Annotated in this window: 15 protein-coding genes and 1 tRNA gene; 9 read left to right on the forward strand and 7 right to left on the reverse strand. The window is 66.6% G+C overall.

Annotated features, from left to right (window positions below):
• Positions 1-29: 29 nt before the first annotated feature.
• On the reverse strand, positions 30-2702 hold the full coding sequence (gene cas3 / locus FBT96_RS05545; protein ID WP_169583238.1) for a CRISPR-associated helicase Cas3': 2673 nt from the start codon (positions 2700-2702) through the stop codon (positions 30-32).
• A gap of 806 nt (positions 2703-3508) precedes the next feature.
• On the opposite strand from cas3, the gene FBT96_RS05550 reads away from it, so the two are divergent.
• Positions 3509-3904, forward strand: a complete 396-nt coding sequence (locus tag FBT96_RS05550) for a hypothetical protein (RefSeq protein WP_169583240.1) — start codon at positions 3509-3511, stop codon at positions 3902-3904.
• Between the two features lie 364 nt (positions 3905-4268).
• Here the strand turns inward: FBT96_RS05550 and FBT96_RS05555 are convergent, their stop codons facing one another.
• The 3 genes from FBT96_RS05555 to FBT96_RS05560 form a co-directional block, all read right to left on the reverse strand.
• On the reverse strand, positions 4269-4475 hold the full coding sequence (locus FBT96_RS05555; protein ID WP_136905336.1) for a hypothetical protein: 207 nt from the start codon (positions 4473-4475) through the stop codon (positions 4269-4271).
• Between the two features lie 54 nt (positions 4476-4529).
• Complete coding sequence (locus FBT96_RS20615; protein ID WP_169583242.1) at positions 4530-4688, reverse strand: hypothetical protein; 159 nt, start codon at positions 4686-4688, stop codon at positions 4530-4532.
• A 154-nt stretch (positions 4689-4842) separates the two neighbouring features.
• Positions 4843-4917: transfer RNA gene (locus FBT96_RS05560), tRNA-Gln, on the reverse strand.
• Positions 4918-5016: 99 nt separating this feature from the next.
• On the opposite strand from FBT96_RS05560, the gene FBT96_RS05565 reads away from it, so the two are divergent.
• Positions 5017-6204: a BaiN/RdsA family NAD(P)/FAD-dependent oxidoreductase gene (locus FBT96_RS05565; protein ID WP_136905337.1), complete on the forward strand. Its 1188-nt coding sequence runs from the start codon at positions 5017-5019 to the stop codon at positions 6202-6204.
• Positions 6205-6360: 156 nt separating this feature from the next.
• Here the strand turns inward: FBT96_RS05565 and kdsA are convergent, their stop codons facing one another.
• From kdsA to FBT96_RS05580, 3 genes are read right to left on the reverse strand one after another with little or no spacing between them, the layout of a single operon-like run.
• Positions 6361-7194, reverse strand: coding sequence for a 3-deoxy-8-phosphooctulonate synthase (kdsA, locus tag FBT96_RS05570; RefSeq protein ID WP_136905338.1), 834 nt, complete (start codon positions 7192-7194; stop codon positions 6361-6363).
• A 14-nt stretch (positions 7195-7208) separates the two neighbouring features.
• The gene (locus FBT96_RS05575; RefSeq protein WP_136905339.1) at positions 7209-9089 is read right to left on the reverse strand and encodes a capsule biosynthesis protein; all 1881 of its coding nucleotides are present in this window, start codon (positions 9087-9089) and stop codon (positions 7209-7211) included.
• A complete protein-coding gene (locus FBT96_RS05580; RefSeq protein WP_136905340.1) occupies positions 9073-9726 on the reverse strand; it encodes an ABC transporter ATP-binding protein in 654 nt (217 codons plus the stop codon). Before FBT96_RS05580 ends, FBT96_RS05575 begins: the two co-directional genes overlap by 17 nt.
• Positions 9727-10045: 319 nt before the next feature.
• Between FBT96_RS05580 and FBT96_RS05585 the strand changes: the two genes are divergently transcribed.
• The 7 genes from FBT96_RS05585 to pflA all read left to right on the forward strand — a co-directional run bounded on the left by FBT96_RS05585 (position 10046) and on the right by pflA (position 19313).
• Entirely contained in the window at positions 10046-10858 is an 813-nt protein-coding gene (locus FBT96_RS05585) for an SseB family protein (protein ID WP_136905341.1), read from the forward strand.
• A 293-nt stretch (positions 10859-11151) separates the two neighbouring features.
• Complete coding sequence (locus tag FBT96_RS05590) at positions 11152-12582, forward strand: FAD-linked oxidase C-terminal domain-containing protein (RefSeq protein ID WP_136905342.1); 1431 nt, start codon at positions 11152-11154, stop codon at positions 12580-12582.
• Between the two features lie 94 nt (positions 12583-12676).
• Positions 12677-13750, forward strand: coding sequence for an FAD-binding protein (locus tag FBT96_RS05595; protein ID WP_136905343.1), 1074 nt, complete (start codon positions 12677-12679; stop codon positions 13748-13750).
• On the forward strand, positions 13750-15033 hold the full coding sequence (gene glcF, locus FBT96_RS05600; RefSeq protein ID WP_136905344.1) for a glycolate oxidase subunit GlcF: 1284 nt from the start codon (positions 13750-13752) through the stop codon (positions 15031-15033). The genes FBT96_RS05595 and glcF overlap by 1 nt, the downstream gene beginning before the upstream one ends.
• 48 nt (positions 15034-15081) lie before the next feature.
• Complete coding sequence (locus FBT96_RS05605; protein WP_136905345.1) at positions 15082-15861, forward strand: trypsin-like serine peptidase; 780 nt, start codon at positions 15082-15084, stop codon at positions 15859-15861.
• A gap of 389 nt (positions 15862-16250) precedes the next feature.
• The gene (gene pflB, locus FBT96_RS05610; RefSeq protein ID WP_169583244.1) at positions 16251-18518 is read left to right on the forward strand and encodes a formate C-acetyltransferase; all 2268 of its coding nucleotides are present in this window, start codon (positions 16251-16253) and stop codon (positions 18516-18518) included.
• A gap of 6 nt (positions 18519-18524) precedes the next feature.
• On the forward strand, positions 18525-19313 hold the full coding sequence (gene pflA, locus FBT96_RS05615; RefSeq protein WP_136905346.1) for a pyruvate formate-lyase-activating protein: 789 nt from the start codon (positions 18525-18527) through the stop codon (positions 19311-19313).
• The last annotated feature ends 119 nt before the right edge of the window (positions 19314-19432 follow it).

Consider the following 19432-nt stretch of genomic DNA (forward strand, 5'->3'; position numbering starts at 1 on the left):
CAAGATCGGTTCGGTCAGCAGGTCATGGCTCACTGGCTTTTCTCCCATCGCACCCCCTCCGGACCATAAAGGAACACCCTGTCAGAAATGGTCACCCTTAGCGGCGGCCCCGCCTCGACCGAAACGGGTTCGTCGCCGACCAGCCCTTGCGACCAATGCGCGGGAAGGGCGATGCGTGAGACGGGGGATCCGAAGACGCCAAGCGTGCCGGGGGGCAACTCGAGCACCGCCCCCTCTTCGCCCAAGCGGGTGCGGATCCTTTCGTCGTCGGGGAACGTCTCCGGCAGTCGTGCGGTGCGGTCGAGCACCACCAGATCCGCGGCCCGCATTTCCGCGAGCGCCCTGCCGGTGACGCGCTGTCGCCACGCTTGCCAACCTCGCTCGACGGCGATCCGATCCAGCGCCTCGGGGTGTGTCGCGGCTTCGACCAGGGCCCGGTTCATCGCCGGGATCTGCCAATCGCGCCCGTCTCCGATTTCGAGCCGGGTCGCCTCCAGTCCGGGGATGTCGACATAGATGCCCGACAGGCTCGGCCCGCCCGCGAAAGCCCCCAGACCGTTCTCGGCACGTTGCATCAGGGGGTCAAGACCGCCCTCCGGCATCAAGACCGTCGCCTGCGCCAGCTCGAACCCCGCCGGTCGCGGCCGACGATGCCGATGCAGCCGACCAAGGCGTTGCAGCAGCACATCCATCGGACACAGGTCGGTGATCAGGAGATCGGCGCAGATGTCGAGCGATTGCTCCAGCGTTTGCGTGCCGATCACGATTGCCCCGCGCATCGGACTGTCCTTGCCAAGCGCCGCTTCGACGGCTTGATCAAGCAAGGCGCGATCCTCGACGGCGAAGCGGCTGTGATGCAGGCTTGGCCGCCCGGCGACCGAGAGCAGCAGGTTGGGGGCGGTGCCCAAGACCTCGGACCAGGTTTCCTGCGCGCGCTGAACGGTGTTGCGGATCACCAATACACGCGCGCCTTTCCGTGCGGCCGCAATCGCAAGATTGGCCGCATCGGCGCCAGACCAGCCTGTGTGTGCCGCGATGCGGACAGTCTTGCCAGCCTCGGGGTCGGATGCGATCGGGGTCATTCCGGACCTGGTCCAAACGGCCGGATAGGGGAGTGCCGCGTCCTGTTCCAGATGATGCACCGGCTCGGACCGCCAGCGCCGCCGTGCCGCCGCGCCAAGCGTTGCAGACATCAGCATGACATGCCCGCCAAGTGTCAGATGATCGCGCATCACCGCCGTCTGAACTTCGGTCATGTAGGGATCCGACGCATGGACCTCGTCGATGACCAGAAGCGCCCGTGACAATGCCGCGCCACGCAGATGCGCAAATTTCACCTGCAGTCCGCTCAAGGCCACTTGATCGACGGTTCCAACGACGATCTGTGCCGCCAGAAACCGCGCCGCGTGTTCGGCGGCCCATCGGGACGGGCGTGTTTGCGCATCGTCCCAGAGCACCGAGAAATCCGGTAACCGCTTGCCTCGCGCCGCGCCCGAGACCACTTGCCCGGGGATCGCCAGCACGGCTTCGGGGGCGGGATCGAACATTCGCGCCAGCGCCTCATTGACCCGGCGATGCAGTTGTCGCGCCGCAGCCCGTGTCGGCACGGCGAAATAAAGCGCATCCACCTCGCCCGCCGCGACCAGTCGTACAAAGCGCCACAGCGCCGCCTCGGTCTTGCCCGCCCCGGTTTCGGCTTCGAGCAAAACGAATTTCTCGTCCGTGGACAGGTCTCGCACCGCTTGTTGCGCCGGTCGTGGCGCCGGGTGGGAGGAGATCATCCCCCACTCGGCTGGCCCGACAAGATGCAGGCCACCCGACGCGAGACCAATGTCCCGCAGCCGGTGCCGGGCACGGCTTTGGGCAATTTTCCAATAGTCGGGGTCGAACTCGGGCACAAAGGGAAATGCCCGGCGGTCAGAGCCAATCCAGTCAGCAAGCGTGAGCATTCCGCAATAGAAATGGACCAACCTTGGGGCCGGGTTCGGCAACACGACCTCGGGCAGATCCGGAAACCAGTCCAGCAGGGCCTGCCCCAACCGCTGTTCCTCGGCGCGCCAATCATAGTGGGGCAGATCGAAGAACACGGCTTCGAAGACCCCCGGAGCCGGGCGCGGAACCGGACGCCCATGATGGGCAAAGAGTGCCGGAAGCCAAGGCCCGATCCCGATCCGACCCAGCAGACCCGCGGATCCGGCCAGCGCATCGGCTCGTGGCGTTGCAATCCAGTGCCATCCTGCTTCCAGGTGTCCGATGGTCCTGATCCCATGCCCGGAAGCCCAGCCTTTCGCCTGAAATCCGGGTGCGAGCTTGCCAAGATCATGCAGGAATGTCAGCGCCCCCAGAGCTTGGGCGTGGCCCGACGAAATTTCTTCTCCAGCAGCGTGTTGGGCGCGGCAAAGAAACAATGGATGGGCGAGCAATTCCAAAAAAACGGCTGCGACATCGGCGCTGTGATGCGCCAAATGGTGGCTGGATGCCGACGCCAGATCGGTTTTCCCCCAAGCTGAAAGCATTTGTGAATGAACCCGAAAAAGCAGGAGATACACCTGGCGAGAGATACTGGCGCACAGCCCAGAGCTGCGCAATCGCTGTTGATCACGGAATGGAAAAAGTTCGGGCAGAGGTTTGCCGGAAAACTCGCGAGAGTTAATGCCACCCCGATCTGACGACACACCTGCGGGATCGGTCTCTTTCTTCAAGTGATCGGGTCCGCAGCGCCCATTCCGGAAAATCCTGATCCTTGAGAGGGTATGCCCCTGCATGACCCTGTCAGCCCCATCAACCAACCGACGACCCGACCGCCGTGAATCGCGTATTTCCGCTCACGAATGCGTGATACCGCATACTGCCCACAAGAATCTTCTCGGATCGGTTTTCGATTTTCTGGGGCAACTCCTACCCCGACATAGTGTTCAACAAGATCCCTCAATCTAACAGAAAATCCGGCTAACCCATTGCGTCTAGTTGAAAAAATATATCCGAACCGCGGAGCGAGACAATCACCATTTCGCTGTCCGTCGCGGAGCGCGATACGATCGACGCGGCGGAGCCGGAACCGGGAATGCGGCATGATCTTCGGGTTTTCAGCTCATCATGGCGTGGGCGACGATGGGGCGGCGGGCGTGATCGACTATTTCCTCTCGCCGCAACCGGGGCGGGGGGCGCGGCAAGGGCACGGCCGATACGCGATCCGGTGCCCGAACTGCTCGTTGGCAATCCGCTGTTATTCGCCAAATCGGTCGAGGCGCTGCCATGGAAGAACCGATACCGGTCCCCCAAACATCCGCCGAGGATGATCTGCAACTGGCTGTCGAGATTGCGGACATGGGGGCGATGGTCATTTCCCCCTGCGCCATCACGCCGACCCGCATTCATAATCTTCCCCTGCTGCGACGGGTCATCCGGGCTATTGCAACCGCCATTGGGGCTGGACAGGGGGGCAAACGAAAAGCAGCAGGCCACGGCGCGTGCCGACCCTGTGGCGCAGAGGGAACGTGTGCTGGTGTTGGCCGACACCGAAGCGGTGGCGCGGCAGTTTGGACGGATCATGGGGCGCAGCCGTGGCCTTGCGGCATCCATCCATCCCGCCGCGACTTTGACGAGAGCGGTGAATATCGAAAAGATCATCGAGGCCGTGCGAGCGGGGCAGGTGACCACTTGCATGCTTTTGTCCGCGCGCCCCGAAGAAATGCGGGCAGATGTTCAGGCCGGCTGGCGCGACCTGACCGCCCGTGTCGGGGCGTCCGCGCGGTGTGAAATCCGATCCCTCGATGCTGCTGGCCCCCCGCGCCGTTGCGACCCGCCCTGGGCATTCGGCGCACTGCAGATAGATCAATCACGTTCCGAAGATACCCACGCGCCTCCGGATTGCGATCCGGAAGACCCGGCTCCGGGCGGATGATCGGCATCATGGGGCTTGATCGTCCAAAGTCTCGGAGCCAGGATGCCTTGGAAAAGTCCTGGCGGTCCCTTTTTTCGACCAGATTTCGCTTTCGCGGGGCTTGCCGCCCCGCCCCCTCCAAGCCTTCACCCACGCAGCAGCCGTCAAGTCCAGATCGTCGATTGCATCTTTCGTGCCCCACGTGCTCGCCGGGGCAACCGGAATTACGGTTTCCACCCGTGGACCCTCCGCAATTCTGGTTGCCCCGCCTGCGCGCGCGGTGCCCCTTGTCTGCACCCGACGACCTGGCTCCGGCGCAGCAGTTGAGAAAATGTTTCGACCTGTCATTTCGTAAGTTTTTCAGTCACTTGGACCCACCCCCGCCTCAGAATGCCCGCGGCAGGAGTTTCACGGCTTCATAAAGGGGGCCAAGCTGCTTCTCGTCGCGGCGATAGTTGGCCTCGTTGATGTCGGTCGCCACATGGCCCATCAGATCGCGACGGTCGATGTCGGGCATCATCTGGGTGCGCCCATCGGCTTCGCGCAGGTTGATCGGCGTATCGTTGACATACCCGCCAGGCTGTGCAGGCACAGGTCTTTCGGGGCGTCCGGAAGGCTCCGCTCAAGGCACTCGCGCCAGACATGATCAAGCGCCCAGTGACGTCTCGGGGCCGAATTTTGGATCATAGCTCGGCCGCGCATCCGTGCCGCGCAAGACCGCGGCGCGTTTATTGGCGGGGATCGCCTCGGGGAACAGGATCGGGAAGCGCCCTCGACGCTGACAAAGAGTGGGCGTGACCCTCATGACGACCTCTTTTCAAAGTCGTTGGCGAGGTCTTGGCCGCGCCGGGTTCCACAGGGGTGCATCGGGGGCTCGTGGGGCCTGGTGTGCAACCCGCCCCAGAACGCCCAAGCCGCGAGGGCTTGTTCTCTGTCTTTCAAGACTTATTCGGAGGAAGTGGCTGGGGTACTAGGATTCGAACCTAGGAATGGCGGTACCAAAAACCGCTGCCTTACCGCTTGGCGATACCCCAACGCTGTGCGGCGGTGTTTAGCCAAGGCTGCGGAGGGGCGCAAGAGGAAAATTCGCGAAATCCGTTGCGCTTTTTTTCCGCCGCAGGCAAAGCCCTCGCATGACCCAATATGATGCCATCATCCTTGGTGCGGGGGCCGCCGGGCTCTTCTGTGCCGCCGAAGCCACCCGCCGCGGCCGCCGCGTGATCGTGCTTGATCATGCGCAGCGCCCCGGCGAAAAGATCCGGATCTCGGGCGGCGGGCGGTGCAACTTCACCAACCGCGAGCTGACCCGGCAAAACGCGCCCGAGCGGTTCCTGTCGGAAAACCCCCGCTTCGCGCTGTCGGCGCTCAGCCGCTTCACCCCCGCCGACATGATCGCCCGCATCGAGACCGCGGGCATCGCCTGGCACGAAAAGCACCGCGGCCAGCTGTTCTTCGACGGCAAGGCCTGGCAGCTGGTCGATCTGCTGCTCGCCGATCTGCGCGCGGGCGGCGAGATCCGGCTGGGCTGCGCGGTCGAGACGGTGCGGCAAGGGGCGCGGGGATTCGAGGTGGCCACCTCGGAGGGCATGCTTTGCGCGCCGCGCGTGGTGGTGGCGACGGGCGGCAAGTCGATCCCGAAGCTGGGCGCCTCCGGGCTGGGCTATCGCCTTGCCGAAAGCTTCGGGCTGCGGCTGACCGAGACCCGCCCCGGGCTGGTGCCGCTGACCTTTGCCGAACAGGATCTGGTGCATACCGCGCCCTTGGCGGGGATCGGCCTGCCAGTGCGGGTGAGCCTGGACAAGCGCCGCCTGGAGGAAGACCTGCTTTTCACCCATCGCGGCCTGTCGGGCCCGGCGATCCTGCAGATTTCAAGCTATTGGCGCGAGGGCGAGGCGCTGGTGATCGATCTGGCCCCCGGGCGCGACATCGCCGCCGAGCTGGCCACGATCCGCGCCGAGACTGGACGGATCGCGCTGCACACGGCGCTCGGGCGGCTTTTGCCCGACAAGCTGGCGGCGCTGGCGGTGGCGCGATCGGGGCTGTCGGGACGGCTGGCCGATCACGGCAACCGCGCGCTGGCACAGCTGGCCGCGCAGGTGCAGGCCTGGCAGGTGCGCCCCGTGGGATCAGAGGGCTATCGCACCGCCGAAGTGACGGTGGGCGGCGTCGCGACCGAAGATCTTGACGCGAAGACGCTGGAAGCCAGGCGCGTGCCGGGGTTGCATTTCATCGGCGAGGTCGTCGATGTGACCGGCTGGCTTGGCGGTTACAACTTCCAGTGGGCCTGGTCCTCGGCCTGGGCGGCGGCGCAGGTTCTGTGAGCGGGGCGGGGGGCGCTGCCCCCCTCTTGCCTTCGGCAATTCACCCCCCGGGATATTTCGGCCAAGGTGAAATGGAACGAGGGCGCTGCTTTCACCTTGGCGCAAATATCCCGGGGGGGGCCGCTTGCGGACGGGGGGCAGCGCCCCCCTTTCTTGCTACAGCCGGATCGGATCGGCCTTGGCCAGCCGGTCAAAGGCCATCAGCGATGCGATCAGCTTCGGCATCTGGTCAAGCGGGATCATGTTCGGCCCGTCCGAAGGCGCGGTGTCGGGGGCCTCGTGCGTCTCGATGAAGACCCCGGCGATGCCGAGGCTGACCGCGGCGCGGGCCATCACCGGCGCCATTTCGCGCTGCCCGCCCGAGGCGCCGCCAAGCCCGCCCGGCTGCTGCACCGAATGCGTCGCATCCATGATCACCGGATAGCCGGTCTGCGCCATGATCGGCAGGCCTCGCATGTCGGCCACCAGCGTGTTGTAGCCGAACGACGTGCCGCGTTCCGTCAGCAGGATCTTTTCATTGCCGGTCGAGGCGACCTTTTCGGCGACATTCGGCATGTCCCAGGGCGCCAGGAACTGCCCCTTCTTGATGTTCACCACCCGGCCGGTTTCGCCCGCCGCGATCAGAAGATCGGTCTGGCGGCACAGAAACGCCGGGATCTGCAGCACATCGACCACCTGCGCCGCGATCCGCGCCTGGTCGGCGTCGTGGATGTCGGTCAGCACCGGGCAGCCCAGCTTCGCGCGCACCGTGTCGAGGATCGCCAGGCCGGCCTCCAGCCCCACCCCGCGCTTGCCCTTCAGGCTGGTGCGGTTCGCCTTGTCGAAACTGCCCTTGAACACGAATTGCGCGCCCTGGGCCGCGCAGGCCTCGGCCATCACCTCGGCGATCATCAGCGCATGCGCCACGCTTTCCAGCTGGCAGGGCCCCGCGATCACCGTCAGGGGCAGGTCGTTGGCCACCGTCAGGCGGCCGATCGTCACGTTCTTCATGGCAAACTCCGGGATCAGCTCGAGACCTGTTCGCGCAGGATCGAGGCCGTCAGCGACAGCATCAGGTAGATACCCGAAAACACGAGGAAGGCCAGCAGCGTGTCTTCGAAGGCGCGCGGATAGGTGGGTTCGTCCGGCGCCACCGGCCGCACCCCCATTTCCAGATAGCGCACCTGCTTGTTCGCCTCGATCCGCGCCACTTCCATCTGCTGCGCCGCCGCCGCCAGAAGCCCCTGCCGGGTTTCCAGCTCCGCCTCGGCGATGCGCAGCTGGCCGGTGATCGAGGCCAGCGATTCGGTGGTGCCGGTCCGTTCGGTCAGCTGCCCGCGCAATTCCGCGATCATCGTTTCAAGCCGCGAGATATCGCCCCGCACCCCCGCCACCCGCGCCGCCGACGGGCTCGGGTTGTCGAGCAACTGCCCGAGTTCCAGACGTTTCTTCTGCAGCTCGGTCTCGAAGCCGGTGACCTGGCTCATCTTGCCGGCCCCTTCCGCCGCCGGGTCCAGGATGCCCACCTTTTCCTGCAGGTCCAGAACCTTGGCCTGGGCGGCAAAGACCTTCTTCTCGGCGTCTTCATAGCTTTCGCGGGCGCCGCGCATCTGGTCTTCGCGCAGCCGCCCGGTCAGCTTGTCCACCTGTTCCTCGGCATAGGAGATCAGCGCCTCGGAAAAGGCCTTCGAGACCTGCGGATCGGCGGCGATCACCTCCATGCGGACCAGCCCTTCGGACGGGTCGTAGCCGATCTTCACGTTGCGCTTGTAAAGCTTGTAGGCGGCCTCGTTCGTCGCGCCGAGGTCGAGCCGCTGGATCGGGTCGATCTGGGGCTGCGAGAAATGCGCCTTGAAGCCCTTGTCCGCTTCCAGCCGCATCATCGCATCGCGCGACTGCAGGAAGCTTTGCACCGTCACCGAATCCTGGTTCGTCGCCAGCTGCGTGCCCGAGAACAGGCTGCCCAGACCGCCACCGCCGCCGCCCATGCTGTCGGCCTTCTGGATCACGAATTCGGTCTTCGTCGCATACATCGGCGTCGCGACGACGAAATAATACCAGCCCGCAAGCAGCGTCGGCAGGAAGACGAAAAAGCTCAGCCGCGCCAGCAAAAGCGCGATGCGCCGCCGTCTGCGCCGGGCGATGTCGCGCTGGATCTTGATGATTTCGCGCGCGCGGGTGCCTTCGTCAAACGGCGCGGCGCCGCGCGGCGGGGCGGGCACCTGCGCGGGGGGGACCGTCTGCGGCAGCTGCACCCGGGTATCGGCGCCCGCGCCGTCGATCCGCGCCAGCGCCTTGGTGATGGCCGAACCGTTCGCCGCCCCGCCCCGGGTCGTGCCCGGCACCGGGATCGCGGCCGCCTGTGCCGCCGTTTCCGCATCGGCGCGTTCCAGCGCCATCAGCGCATTGCGGTCGAACGGGTCGATGCCGCGGCGGCGCAACAGCAGCACCGCCTCGAAATCCGAAGTCGCCTCGATGCCGTGCTTTTGCGCCGTCCGCCGCGCCAGCCGCAGCTGCCGCCCGGTCAGCCCCTCGCCGCGGATGGCGGCGATGTCGGCATCGGCGGTCCTGTCTTCCGGCGCCAGCCCCTGCGGCCCCGCAACCGCCGCTGCCGCCGGGGCGCGGGGGGCGGCGGTCGGATAGAGCGCCTCGCCGAACCCGTCTTCCTGCGGTTGAAACAGATCGCTGCCATCGCCCGAAAGCGGTTCGGACCGCGCCGCGGCGGGCGGCTCGGCGCGGCGCGGTGGCGCGGCGGAGGGCGGCGCGGGGTCGGCGCCCAGCCGTTCGGCACGGCGGCGCAAAAGATCCTCGACCGGGGTCAGATCGGGGGCGGGGCCGGGCCTGCCCGCCGGGACCGGCGTTTCGGGGCGGATGCGATACCGGGTCGCCTTAGGAATGGTAGTCATACATCCGTTTCGCTTCTTCCAGAGTGTCGAACATGTAAAGCTGCCCGTCGCGCAGCACGGCGGCGGTGCGGCAGAACTTTTCAAGGGTGCTCGCCTGATGCGAGACGACGATCACCGTCGCCTCCTTCAGCCGGTCGCGCAGGATCGCCCCGGCCTTGCGGTTGAACTCCACATCGGTGGTCGAGGGCATCCCCTCGTCGATCAGATAGATGTCGAATTCAAGCGCCAGAAGCAAAGCAAAGGTCAGCCGCGCCCGCATGCCCTGGCTGTAAGTGCCCACCGGCATGTCGAAATATTCTTCCAGCCCGCACAGCCAGCGGCAGAAGGCTTCGACGTAATCGGGGTCGAGCCCGTAAAGGCGGGCGATGAAGCGGCTGTTCTCGCGTCCGGAATGACGCGACACGACGCCGCCCATGAAGCCGAGCGGAAACGACACCCGGCAGTTTTTGCGGATCTCGCCCTCGTCGGGTTTTTCCAGCCCCGCCATCATGTTGATGATCGTCGTCTTGCCGGTGCCGTTCGGCGCAAGGATGCCCAGCGAATTGCCCAGCTCGACGCGGAAAGACGCCCGGTCAAGGATGACCTTGCGCCGCTTGCCCGTCCAGAAGGACTTGCTGACATTGTCGAATTCGAGCATCGCTTCCCGGCCTGCCGTGCCGCCTCTTGCCCCGGTCGCTGCATCGTGCCCTGATCGGGGTTAACAGCGCCCCAAAGGCCCCCATCTGCTAAGGAGGCATTGGGGCGAGAATATGTCCGAATGGCGATTGCGTCTACAATCCCCGCGCATTGCGCCGGGATACCGAAACGATGGGGGCGCGGCGGCGCTGCGGAAATCCCTTGTGCCGCGCGTCTTTCCCTTGCCCCATCCGTGCTGGCGCACTAGGGCGTGGCTGAAACGCAATCCGGGGTGTGCCGGGGCGGCCCGCCCTTTGCGCCCGGGGGAAGGAGTGCCCGCGATGACATCCGATCCGACCGCTTACGACCGCGCCCATGCCGCGATGGAGGCCGCGCCCGAGAACGAGGCCTTGCGGCTGGCCGTCTATGACCGGCTGGCCGATGCCGAGCTGTTCGTGCTGCTCGAACGCGAGCCCGACGCGGAAGACGACATCATCCCGCAGGTCTTCGAAACCGAGGAGGGCGATTTCGTCCTTTGCTTCGATACCGAGGAGCGGCTGGCCTCGTTTTCCGACGAACCCCTGCCCTATGTGGCGCTGCCCGGCCGGGTGATCGCGCAGGTTCTGGCGGGCGAGGGGGTCGGTCTGGGGGTAAACCTTGGCGTGGCCGAAAGCGCGATGCTGCTGCCACCCGAGGCGCTGGACTGGCTCTCGCACACGCTGACCCATGCGCCCGAGGCCACGGCGGCGCGGCCGGTCGCCTTTGCCGGGCCCGCGCTCTCGCCCGCGGTCCTGGCGCTGCTGCTGCCGGCCTTCGGGGCGAAATTCGAGCAGCTTGCCGGGCTTGCGACCGAGGCGGTGCTGGGCGGCGTCACCTATGACGACGGGCGGCGCGGCCATGTGCTGGCCTTCCTTGGCGCCCCCGAACCGGCGCGGGCGGGCCTTGCCAAGGCGATGGGCGAGGCGCTGCTGTTTTCGGGCCTCGAGGCCGGGGAACTGGACGTGACCTTCCTCGATGCCGAGGACCCGGCGGCGCTGGAACTGCTCGACAAGGGGCTGGTGCTGCCCCTGCCCGAGCGGGTGGTGGAAGAGGTGCAGGAGCTGAAGCTGACCGCCCCCGGCATGGACCCGGACAAGCCGCCGATCCTGCGCTGAGGCGGCCGTTCGGGCGGACAAGGAAAGGCACCGCCTTTCCCCGCCCGCTGGAGCCCTGGGTTCGGCACGACCGTTTCCCCAAGCGCGCGAGAGGCCAGCGCCCAGCCCCGGCGGGCGAGAAGCGCCCGCCATGGGCGGGGCGGGCGCTGACCGAGTGCCTTTGGGCCCTCGGCGGTCACGGGGCCGATGTTCCGCGTGACCTCGGCGATGGCCTCGGTCAGACGGCCCATCGTTTTGGTTGCGCGAATCCGCAAAATTGGTCATAACTTTTGACCGGAGCGGAGGAGAACGCCATGCAGATGCCCCTTCCCAGCGCCAGGGTGCTGGCTGAAAAGGCTTTGATCGTCAAACGCTTGCGGGCGATCCTGCCGCGCGATTCGGTGATCGACGATCCGGCGGAAACCCGGGCCTATGAATGCGACGCGCTGTCCGCCTATCGCTGCGCCCCCTTGGCGGTCGTGCTGCCGCGCACCACCGCCGAGGTCGCGGCCTGCCTGAAGCTGTGTTACGAGCTGGGCGTGCCGGTGGTGCCGCGCGGCGCGGGAACCTCGCTTGCCGGGGGCTCGATGCCCTCGGCCGATGCCGTCGTGCTGGGGCTGGCGCGGATGAACCGGGTGCTGGAGGTCGATTACGCGAACCGCTTCATCCGGGTCGAGGCCGGGCGCACGAACCTGTCCGTCACCGGCGCGATCGAGGGCGAGGGCTGGTTTTACGCCCCCGACCCGTCGAGCCAGCTCGCCTGCGCGATCGCGGGCAATATCGGGATGAATTCGGGCGGCGCGCATTGTCTCAAATACGGGGTCACCACCAACAACCTTCTGGGGGTGACACTGGTCACCATGCAGGGCGAGGTGGTCGAGATCGGCGGCCCCTATTGCGACGCGGGCGGGCTGGACCTTCTGGGCGTCGTCTGCGGCTCCGAAGGGCAGTTGGGCGTGGTGACCGAGGCCAGCTTGCGCATCCTGCGCCAGCCCGAAGGCGCGCGGCCGGTTCTGATCGGGTTTTCCTCGAACGAGGTCGCGGGCGCCTGTGTCGCCGACATCATCCGCGCGGGCATCCTGCCGGTTGCGATCGAATTCATGGACCGCCCCTGCATCGAGGCCACCGAGGCCTTTTGCCATGCGGGATACCCCGACTGCGAGGCGCTCTTGATCGTCGAATGCGAGGGGTCGCAAGCCGAGATCGCCGAGCAGCTGGACCTGATCCGGCAGATCGCGATGACCCACGACCCGGTCGAGTTCCGCGAGGCGCAATCGCCCGAGGAGGCGAAGCGGATCTGGCTCGGCCGCAAATCCGCCTTCGGCGCGATGGGGCAAAAGGGCGATTACATGTGTCTGGACGGGACGATCCCCGTTTCCGCCCTGCCGATGGTGCTGCGCCGGATCGGCGAGATCTCGCGCGACTTCGGGCTTGCGGTCGGCAATGTCTTTCACGCGGGCGATGGCAACATGCATCCCTTGATCATCTACAACGCCAATCAGCCCGGGCAGCAGGAGCTGTGCGAGCGGATGGGGGCGGAGATCCTCAAGCTTTGCGTCGAAGTGGGCGGCTGTCTGACCGGCGAGCATGGCGTGGGGATCGAAAAGCGCGATCTGATGGGGGTGCAATTCGCCCCCGAGGATCTGGAGGCGCAGATGCGGGTCAAGGATGTGTTTGATCCGAAGTGGTTGCTGAATGCCGCGAAGGTGTTTCCGCTGGATGTCAGCGCCTCGCGGCGGGGGTAAGTCGCGGGGCTCTGCCCGTCGCCGGTTGGTTCTCGAACCAATGGCGAACCAACGGCGACCCCGGGATATTTGAGCCAAGGTGAAAGCAGGGCTTATGAGAGTAGAGAGCGAGAAGGCGCTGGTCGAGGCGGTGCGCGGGGCCAGGGGGCCGCTGCGGATCGTCGGCGGCGGCACGCGGCCCGTGGGGGCTGTGGCGGGGGACCCGCTGCAGGTGGCGATTTCGGGGATTTCGCTTTACGAGCCCGGCGCGCTGACGCTGATTGCCGGGGCGGGCACGCCGCTTTCCGAGATCGAGGCGGCGGTCGCCGCCGAGGGGCAGCGGCTGCCGTTTGAACCCGCGCGCTGGGGCGCGCTGCTGGGCGCTTCGGGCGAAAGCACGATCGGCGGGGTGGTGGCGGCCAATGTCTCGGGGCCGCGGCGGGTGCAGGCGGGGGCCTGCCGCGACAGTCTGATCGGGGTGCGCTTTGTCGATGGCACCGGCGCCGCGGTGAAGAACGGCGGGCGGGTGATGAAGAATGTCACCGGCTATGATCTGGTGAAGCTGATGGCCGGGTCCTGGGGGACGCTGGGCGTGCTGAGCGAGGTCGCGTTCAAGCTTTTGCCCGCCGCGCCCGCGCAGGCGACGCTGGTCATGGATGTGCCTTTGGCCGAGGCGGCGGCGGTGCTGGCGGCAGCGCTGGGGTCGCAATTCGATGTTTCCGGCGCGGGCTGGCTGCCCGGGGTGGGGGCGGTGGTCCGCGTCGAGGGGCTGGAGCAATCGGTGTCCTATCGCGCCGGGCGGCTGGCCGAGGTCCTCGCGGCCTGGGCGCCGAAGGTGATGCGCGACGAGGGCGCGGGCCTCTGGCGCGATCTGGCCGGGGTGGCGGCCCTGCAGGGGCTGCCGGGCGATCTGTGGCGGTTTTCGGTCAAGCCCTCCGACGGGCCTCTGGTGGCGGCACGGCTGGGCGGGCGGGCGGTGCTCGACTGGGGCGGCGGGCTGGTCTGGGCGCTGGTGGCGCCCGGCACCGATGCGCGCCGGATCGCTGCGCCCTATGCGGGGCATGCCACCTGCCTGCGCGGCGCCTTTGCGGCCTTTGAACCCGAGCCAGCCCCGGTTGCCGCGCTGAGCCGCGGGCTGCGGGCGCGCTTTGATCCCAAGGGCCTTTTCAACCCCGGAAAGATGGGCTGATGCAGACAAATTTCACGCCCGACCAGCTGGCCGATCCCGCGCTTGCCCGCGCCAACCAGATCCTGCGCAGCTGCGTGCATTGCGGCTTTTGCACCGCCACCTGCCCCAGCTATCAGGTGCTGGGCGACGAGCTCGACAGCCCGCGCGGGCGCATCTACCTGATCAAGGAGATGCTGGAAACCGGCCGCCCCGCCGATGCCCGCACGGCCAAGCACATCGACCGTTGTCTGGGCTGTCTGGCCTGCATGACCACCTGTCCCTCGGGCGTCGATTACATGCATCTGATCGATCAGGCCCGGGCGCATGTGGACCGCACCTACAAACGCCCGCGGCTCGACCGGGCGCTGCGCTTCCTGCTGGCGAAGACCGTGCCGCATCCGACCCGGTTCCGGCTGGCGATGACCGCGGCGCGGTGGGCCAAGCCCTTTGCCCGGGCCTTCCCCGATGCGCGGCTGCGCGCGATGCTGGCGATGGCGCCCGAGAGCCTGCCCAAGCCCAGCCCGAATGTGAAACCGCAGGTCTTTCCGGCGCTGGGCACCCGGCGCTTCCGTGTCGCGCTGCAGACCGGCTGCGCGCAAAAGGCGCTCGATACCGACATCAACGACGCGACGATCCGGCTGTTGCGGCGGCTGGGCTGCGAGGTGGTCATTCCGAAGAAACTGGGCTGTTGCGGCGCGCTTGTGCATCACATGGGCCGCGAGGCCGAGGCGCATGGTCAGGCCGCGGCGAATATCCGTGCCTATCTGGCGGCGGGGCGGCTCGATGCGATCGTCATCAACACCTCGGGCTGCGGCACGACGGTGAAGGATTACGGCAGCTATTTCGCCGATACGCCCTTGCAGGAGGAGGCGGCGCAGGTGGCGGCGCTGGCCCGCGACATCACCGAGTTTCTGGCGGAAATCGGCCTGCCCGAGGCGGCGCCGAAACCGCTGCGCGTCGCCTATCACGCCGCCTGTTCGCTGCAGCACGGCCAGCAGATCAGGACCGCGCCGAAAGATCTGCTGAAAGCCGCGGGCTTCACCGTGGTCGAACCGGCCGACAGCCATCTGTGCTGCGGCTCGGCGGGCACCTACAACCTGCTGCAACCCGAGATTTCGGGCGAGCTGAAACGCCGCAAGGTCGCCACGCTCGAGGCCACCGCGCCGCAGCTGATCGCCACCGGCAATATCGGCTGCATGATGCAGATCGGCGCGGGCACCGGGCTTCCCGTCGTGCATACGGTCGAGCTGCTCGACTGGGCCACGGGCGGGCCGAAACCGCCGCGGCTGGCGGCCCTGCCTTAATCTTGCCCAAGGCGCGGGCTAGGCTGCGGGACCGGACCGGAGTGACCCATGCGCCTGCGCCTTGCCCTTGCCCTGATCGCGCTTTGCGCCGCCCCCGCCGTGGCGTTCGAAAGCGGGCTCAAGCTGCTGGCGACCGGCAATGACAGCCGCGGCTGGGAGGCGGTCGGGCGGCTCGATCTCGGCCATGGCAGTTTCTGCACCGGCACGCTGATCGCCGCCGATCTGGTGCTGACGGCGGCGCATTGTCTTTATGATCCGAAGACGCGGCAGATGATCGACACCCGCGCGATCGAGTTTCAGGCCGGGCTGCGCAATGGCCGCGCCGTCGCCTATCGCAACGCGCGCCGCGCCGTCGCGCATCCGTCTTATCAATATCTCGGGCCGCGGCAGTTCGACCTTGTGGGCTATGATCTGGCGCTGGTGCAGCTGGATCAGCCGATCCGGCTGCCGCAGGTGCAGCCCTTCGCGCTCGACACCTCGCCCGCCGAGGGGGATACCGTCGGTGTCGTTTCCTATGCCCATGACCGCGCCGAGGCGCCCGCGCTGCAAAGCATGTGCAACGTGCTGACCCGCGACAGCGATGTCGTGCTGATGAACTGCGCCGCCGATTTCGGATCGTCGGGGGCGCCGGTCTTCGCCATGCGCAGCTTCGAGCCGAAGATCGTCTCGGTCGTCTCGGCCAAGGCGGAGCTGCGCGGCAAAAAGGTTTCGCTCGGCACTTTGGTCGAGCGGGTGGAGGCGGTCCGGGCGGAACTTGACCTGCCCGACAGCACCGCCCCGGTGAACGAGACGCGCCGCATCGGCGGGGCGAAATTCATCCGGCCCTGAACGGGTCCCCGCGCGGGTCCCGATGATTGCCCAAAGCGCTTCGACCCGACAGGATCCGTTGTTTCGGCGCCGCCCCGCACAACAATGTTTCGGCCGGGTCTTTTCTTTCGGCACGGGTCGGTTCCGGATAAGATTCTTGTCATGCCGAATTTGCAAACCCGCCCCAGCCTGAACGGCAGGCTTTTGAAATTGCTTGCATAATTTGAAATGACGCTGGGTCATCCCGGTTGCTTTGAGCCGCGGAATCCGGTCAGATAATCTTACCGGAGGATCGGCCTCTTCCCTTCCGGCGGCGCGTTGCCGGGGCCGGTCCGGGTCGATCCTCCGTTCTCCGACCGATCAGGCCGCCAATCGCGCCGCGCGCGCGCCCCGCGGGAAAGGACCGCCCCATGAATGCCTTCACCGAAACCCCGATGTCTGCCGCCGCCGTCGATCCGTGGCACGGGTTCTCGGCCGGGGCCTGGCGCGAGACGATCGACCTGCGCGGCTTCATTCAGGAAAACTACACCCCCTTTCCCGGCGATGCGGGCTTTCTGACCGGGCCGACGGCGCGGACGCGCAAGCTTTGGGCCGATGTCGCGGCGCTGCTGAAACTGGAACGCGAAAGGGGGGTTCTGGATGTCTCGGCCGACCGGCCCTCGACGATCACCGCCCATGACGCGGGCTATATCGACCGCGACGCCGAGCTGATCGTGGGCCTGCAGACCGATGCGCCGCTCAAGCGGGCGATCATGCCGAACGGCGGGCTGCGCATGGTCGAGGCCGGGCTGAAGGCTTACGGCTTCACCCCCGATGCGACCGTGGCCGAGATCTGGACGAAATACCGCAAGAGCCACAATCAGGGCATTTTCGACACCTATTCCCCCGACATTCTGGCGGCACGGAAATCGGGCGTGATCACCGGCCTGCCCGATGCCTATGGCCGCGGCCGGATCATCGGCGATTACCGGCGCGTGGCGCTTTATGGCATCGACCGGCTGAAGGTGGCGAAACTGGCGGAATTCCATGCGCTGGATGAGGCGGTCTTCGACGAAGACACGCTGCGCCTGCGCGAGGAGCTTTCCGAACAGTTCCGCGCGCTGGAAGAGCTGCGCGAGATGGCGCTGAAATACGGCATCGATCTGTCCGCCCCGGCCTTCACCGCGCGCGCGGCGGTGCAGGCGACCTATCTTGGCTATCTGGCGGCGGTGAAGGAACAAAACGGCGCGGCGATGTCGCTGGGCCGGGTGTCGAGCTTCCTTGACGTCTATTTCGAACGCGATCTGGCGGCGGGCCGTCTGACCGAGGAAGCGGCGCAGGAGCTGATCGACGATCTGGTGATCAAGCTGCGGATCATCCGCTTCCTGCGCACGCCCGACTATGACGAGCTGTTCTCGGGCGATCCCACCTGGGTCACCGAAGCCATCGGCGGCATGGGCGAAGATGGCCGGACGCTGGTCACGAAGACCTCGTTTAGGGTGCTGCAGACGCTTTACAACCTTGGCCCCGCGCCCGAGCCGAACCTGACCGTGCTCTGGTCGGTCAGCCTGCCGCGCGGCTTCAAGACCTTCTGCGCCAAGGTGTCCAAGGACACTTCCGCGATCCAATACGAGAACGACGATCTGATGCGGCCGAAATGGGGCGACGATTACGGCATCGCCTGCTGTGTGTCCGCAATGCGGATCGGCAAGCAGATGCAGTTCTTTGGCGCCCGCGCGAACCTGGCCAAGGCGCTGCTTTATGCGATCAACGGCGGCGTCGATGAAAAATCCGGGGCGCTGGTGGCCAAGGGGCTGACGCCGATCACCGCCGATGTTCTGGACTATAAGGAGGTCGCGGCGAAATTCGATCTGGCGATGGACTGGCTGGCGCGGACCTATGTCAAGGCGCTGAACGCGATCCATTACATGCACGACAAATACGCCTATGAGCGGATCGAGATGGCGCTGCATGACCGCGACATCCTGCGCACGATGGCGACGGGGATCGCGGGGCTCTCGATCGTCGCCGACAGTCTTTCGGCGATCAAGCATGCCAAGGTCCGGGTCATTCGCAACGCGGCGGGCCTTGCCGTCGATTACGCGATCGAGGGCGAGTATCCGGCCTTTGGCAACAACGATGACCGGGTGGACGAAATCGCCGTCGCCGTGACCGAGGCCTTCATGGCCAAGATCGCCGCGCAGCCGCATTTCTACCGCAACGCGATGCCGACGCAGTCGATCCTGACGATCACCTCGAATGTCGTTTACGGCAAGAAGACCGGCAACACCCCCGATGGCCGCCGTGCGGGCGAACCCTTTGCGCCCGGCGCCAACCCGATGAACGGACGCGACAAAAAGGGCTTCGTCGCGGCGGGGGCCTCGGTCGCGAAACTGCCCTATGATGCCGCGCTGGATGGCGTGTCCTGGACCGCTTCGGCCACCCCCGGCTCGATGGGGCTGACCGAGGCCGAGCAGGTGGCGAACCTGGCCAATTGCCTTGACGGCTTTTGCGGGGCAGGGGGCTTTCACGTCAACGTCAACATGCTGACGCGCGAGATGCTGGAAGATGCGATGCAGCACCCCGAGGCCTATCCGCAGCTGACCGTGCGGGTCTCGGGCTATGCGGTGAACTTCGTCAAGCTGACGCGGGCGCAGCAGCTCGATGTGATCAGCCGCACCTTTCACGCCAGCCTGTGAGGCACGATGACGTTCCTGACGCCGCATCCCGGGTTTGACGCCTTTTGCGATCCGCACGAGGCCGCCTGTCACGGTTTCCTGCATTCGCTCGACACCGGGGCGGCGGTGGACGGGCCGGGGATGCGCGTCGTGTTCTTTCTGTCAGGCTGTCAGTTCCGCTGCCTTTATTGCCACAACCCCGACACCTGGAAGCTGCACGCAGGCCGCCCGGTCGTGGTCGAGGATCTGCTGGCCGAGGTCGCCCCCTTGGCCAGTTTCCTCAAATTCGCGGGCGGCGTGACCTTTTCGGGCGGCGAGCCGATGATGCAGGCGGCCTTCGTCCACGCCACCGCCCGCGCGCTGAAGGACCGCTTCGGGCTGCACATCGCGCTGGATACGCAGGGCCATCTGCATGATCGCGTGACCGACGACTGGTTCGAGCCGATTGACCTCGTGATGCTCGACATCAAGCATATCGACCCGGCGCGGCATCTGGCGCTGACGGCGCAGCCCTTGCAACCGACGCTCGATTGCGCCGCGCGGCTGGTGCGTCTGGGGAAAAAGATGCGGATCCGCTACGTGCTGGTGCCCGGCTGGACCGACGCGCCCGAGGACATCGCCCGCATGGCCGATCACGTCGCCGGGCTTGGTCCCTCGGTCGAGCTGGTCGAGGTGCTGCCCTTTCATCAGCTTGGCGCCGCGAAATGGGCGCAGCTTGGCCATCCCTATGCCCTGGCCGAAACGCCCACGCCCTCGCCCGAAGCGACCGAGGCGGCGCGGGCGGTGTTTCGCGCCCGGGGCCTTGCGTCGCGCTGAGTTTCAGGCGTTCATGTCGCGCATGAGGCGGCCGTGCTTGCGGATCTCGGTCAGGACGGCGCCGAAGGTGGTCAGGCCGCGGGCCTTGAGCGCGGGCAGCAGCCGCAGGAAGGCATCCG

Origin of the sequence: Rhodobacter capsulatus (assembly GCF_005144475.1) — a bacterium.
In the GTDB taxonomy this organism is placed as follows: domain Bacteria; phylum Pseudomonadota; class Alphaproteobacteria; order Rhodobacterales; family Rhodobacteraceae; genus Rhodobacter; species Rhodobacter capsulatus_C.

What these genes read in the sequence shown, in the direction of transcription:
- pflB (WP_169583244.1), top strand. Translation starts at nt 16,251, where the DNA reads ATGAATGCCTTCACCGAAACCCCGATGTCTGCCGCCGCCGTCGATCCG.
- FBT96_RS05565 (WP_136905337.1), top strand. Translation starts at nt 5,017, where the DNA reads ATGACCCAATATGATGCCATCATCCTTGGTGCGGGGGCCGCCGGGCTC.
- kdsA (WP_136905338.1), bottom strand. Translation starts at nt 7,194, where the DNA reads ATGAAGAACGTGACGATCGGCCGCCTGACGGTGGCCAACGACCTGCCC.
- FBT96_RS05585 (WP_136905341.1), top strand. Translation starts at nt 10,046, where the DNA reads ATGACATCCGATCCGACCGCTTACGACCGCGCCCATGCCGCGATGGAG.
- FBT96_RS05605 (WP_136905345.1), top strand. Translation starts at nt 15,082, where the DNA reads ATGCGCCTGCGCCTTGCCCTTGCCCTGATCGCGCTTTGCGCCGCCCCC.
- FBT96_RS05590 (WP_136905342.1), top strand. Translation starts at nt 11,152, where the DNA reads ATGCAGATGCCCCTTCCCAGCGCCAGGGTGCTGGCTGAAAAGGCTTTG.
- FBT96_RS05575 (WP_136905339.1), bottom strand. Translation starts at nt 9,089, where the DNA reads ATGACTACCATTCCTAAGGCGACCCGGTATCGCATCCGCCCCGAAACG.
- FBT96_RS05595 (WP_136905343.1), top strand. Translation starts at nt 12,677, where the DNA reads ATGAGAGTAGAGAGCGAGAAGGCGCTGGTCGAGGCGGTGCGCGGGGCC.
- FBT96_RS20615 (WP_169583242.1), bottom strand. Translation starts at nt 4,688, where the DNA reads ATGAGGGTCACGCCCACTCTTTGTCAGCGTCGAGGGCGCTTCCCGATC.
- glcF (WP_136905344.1), top strand. Translation starts at nt 13,750, where the DNA reads ATGCAGACAAATTTCACGCCCGACCAGCTGGCCGATCCCGCGCTTGCC.
- pflA (WP_136905346.1), top strand. Translation starts at nt 18,525, where the DNA reads ATGACGTTCCTGACGCCGCATCCCGGGTTTGACGCCTTTTGCGATCCG.
- FBT96_RS05580 (WP_136905340.1), bottom strand. Translation starts at nt 9,726, where the DNA reads ATGCTCGAATTCGACAATGTCAGCAAGTCCTTCTGGACGGGCAAGCGG.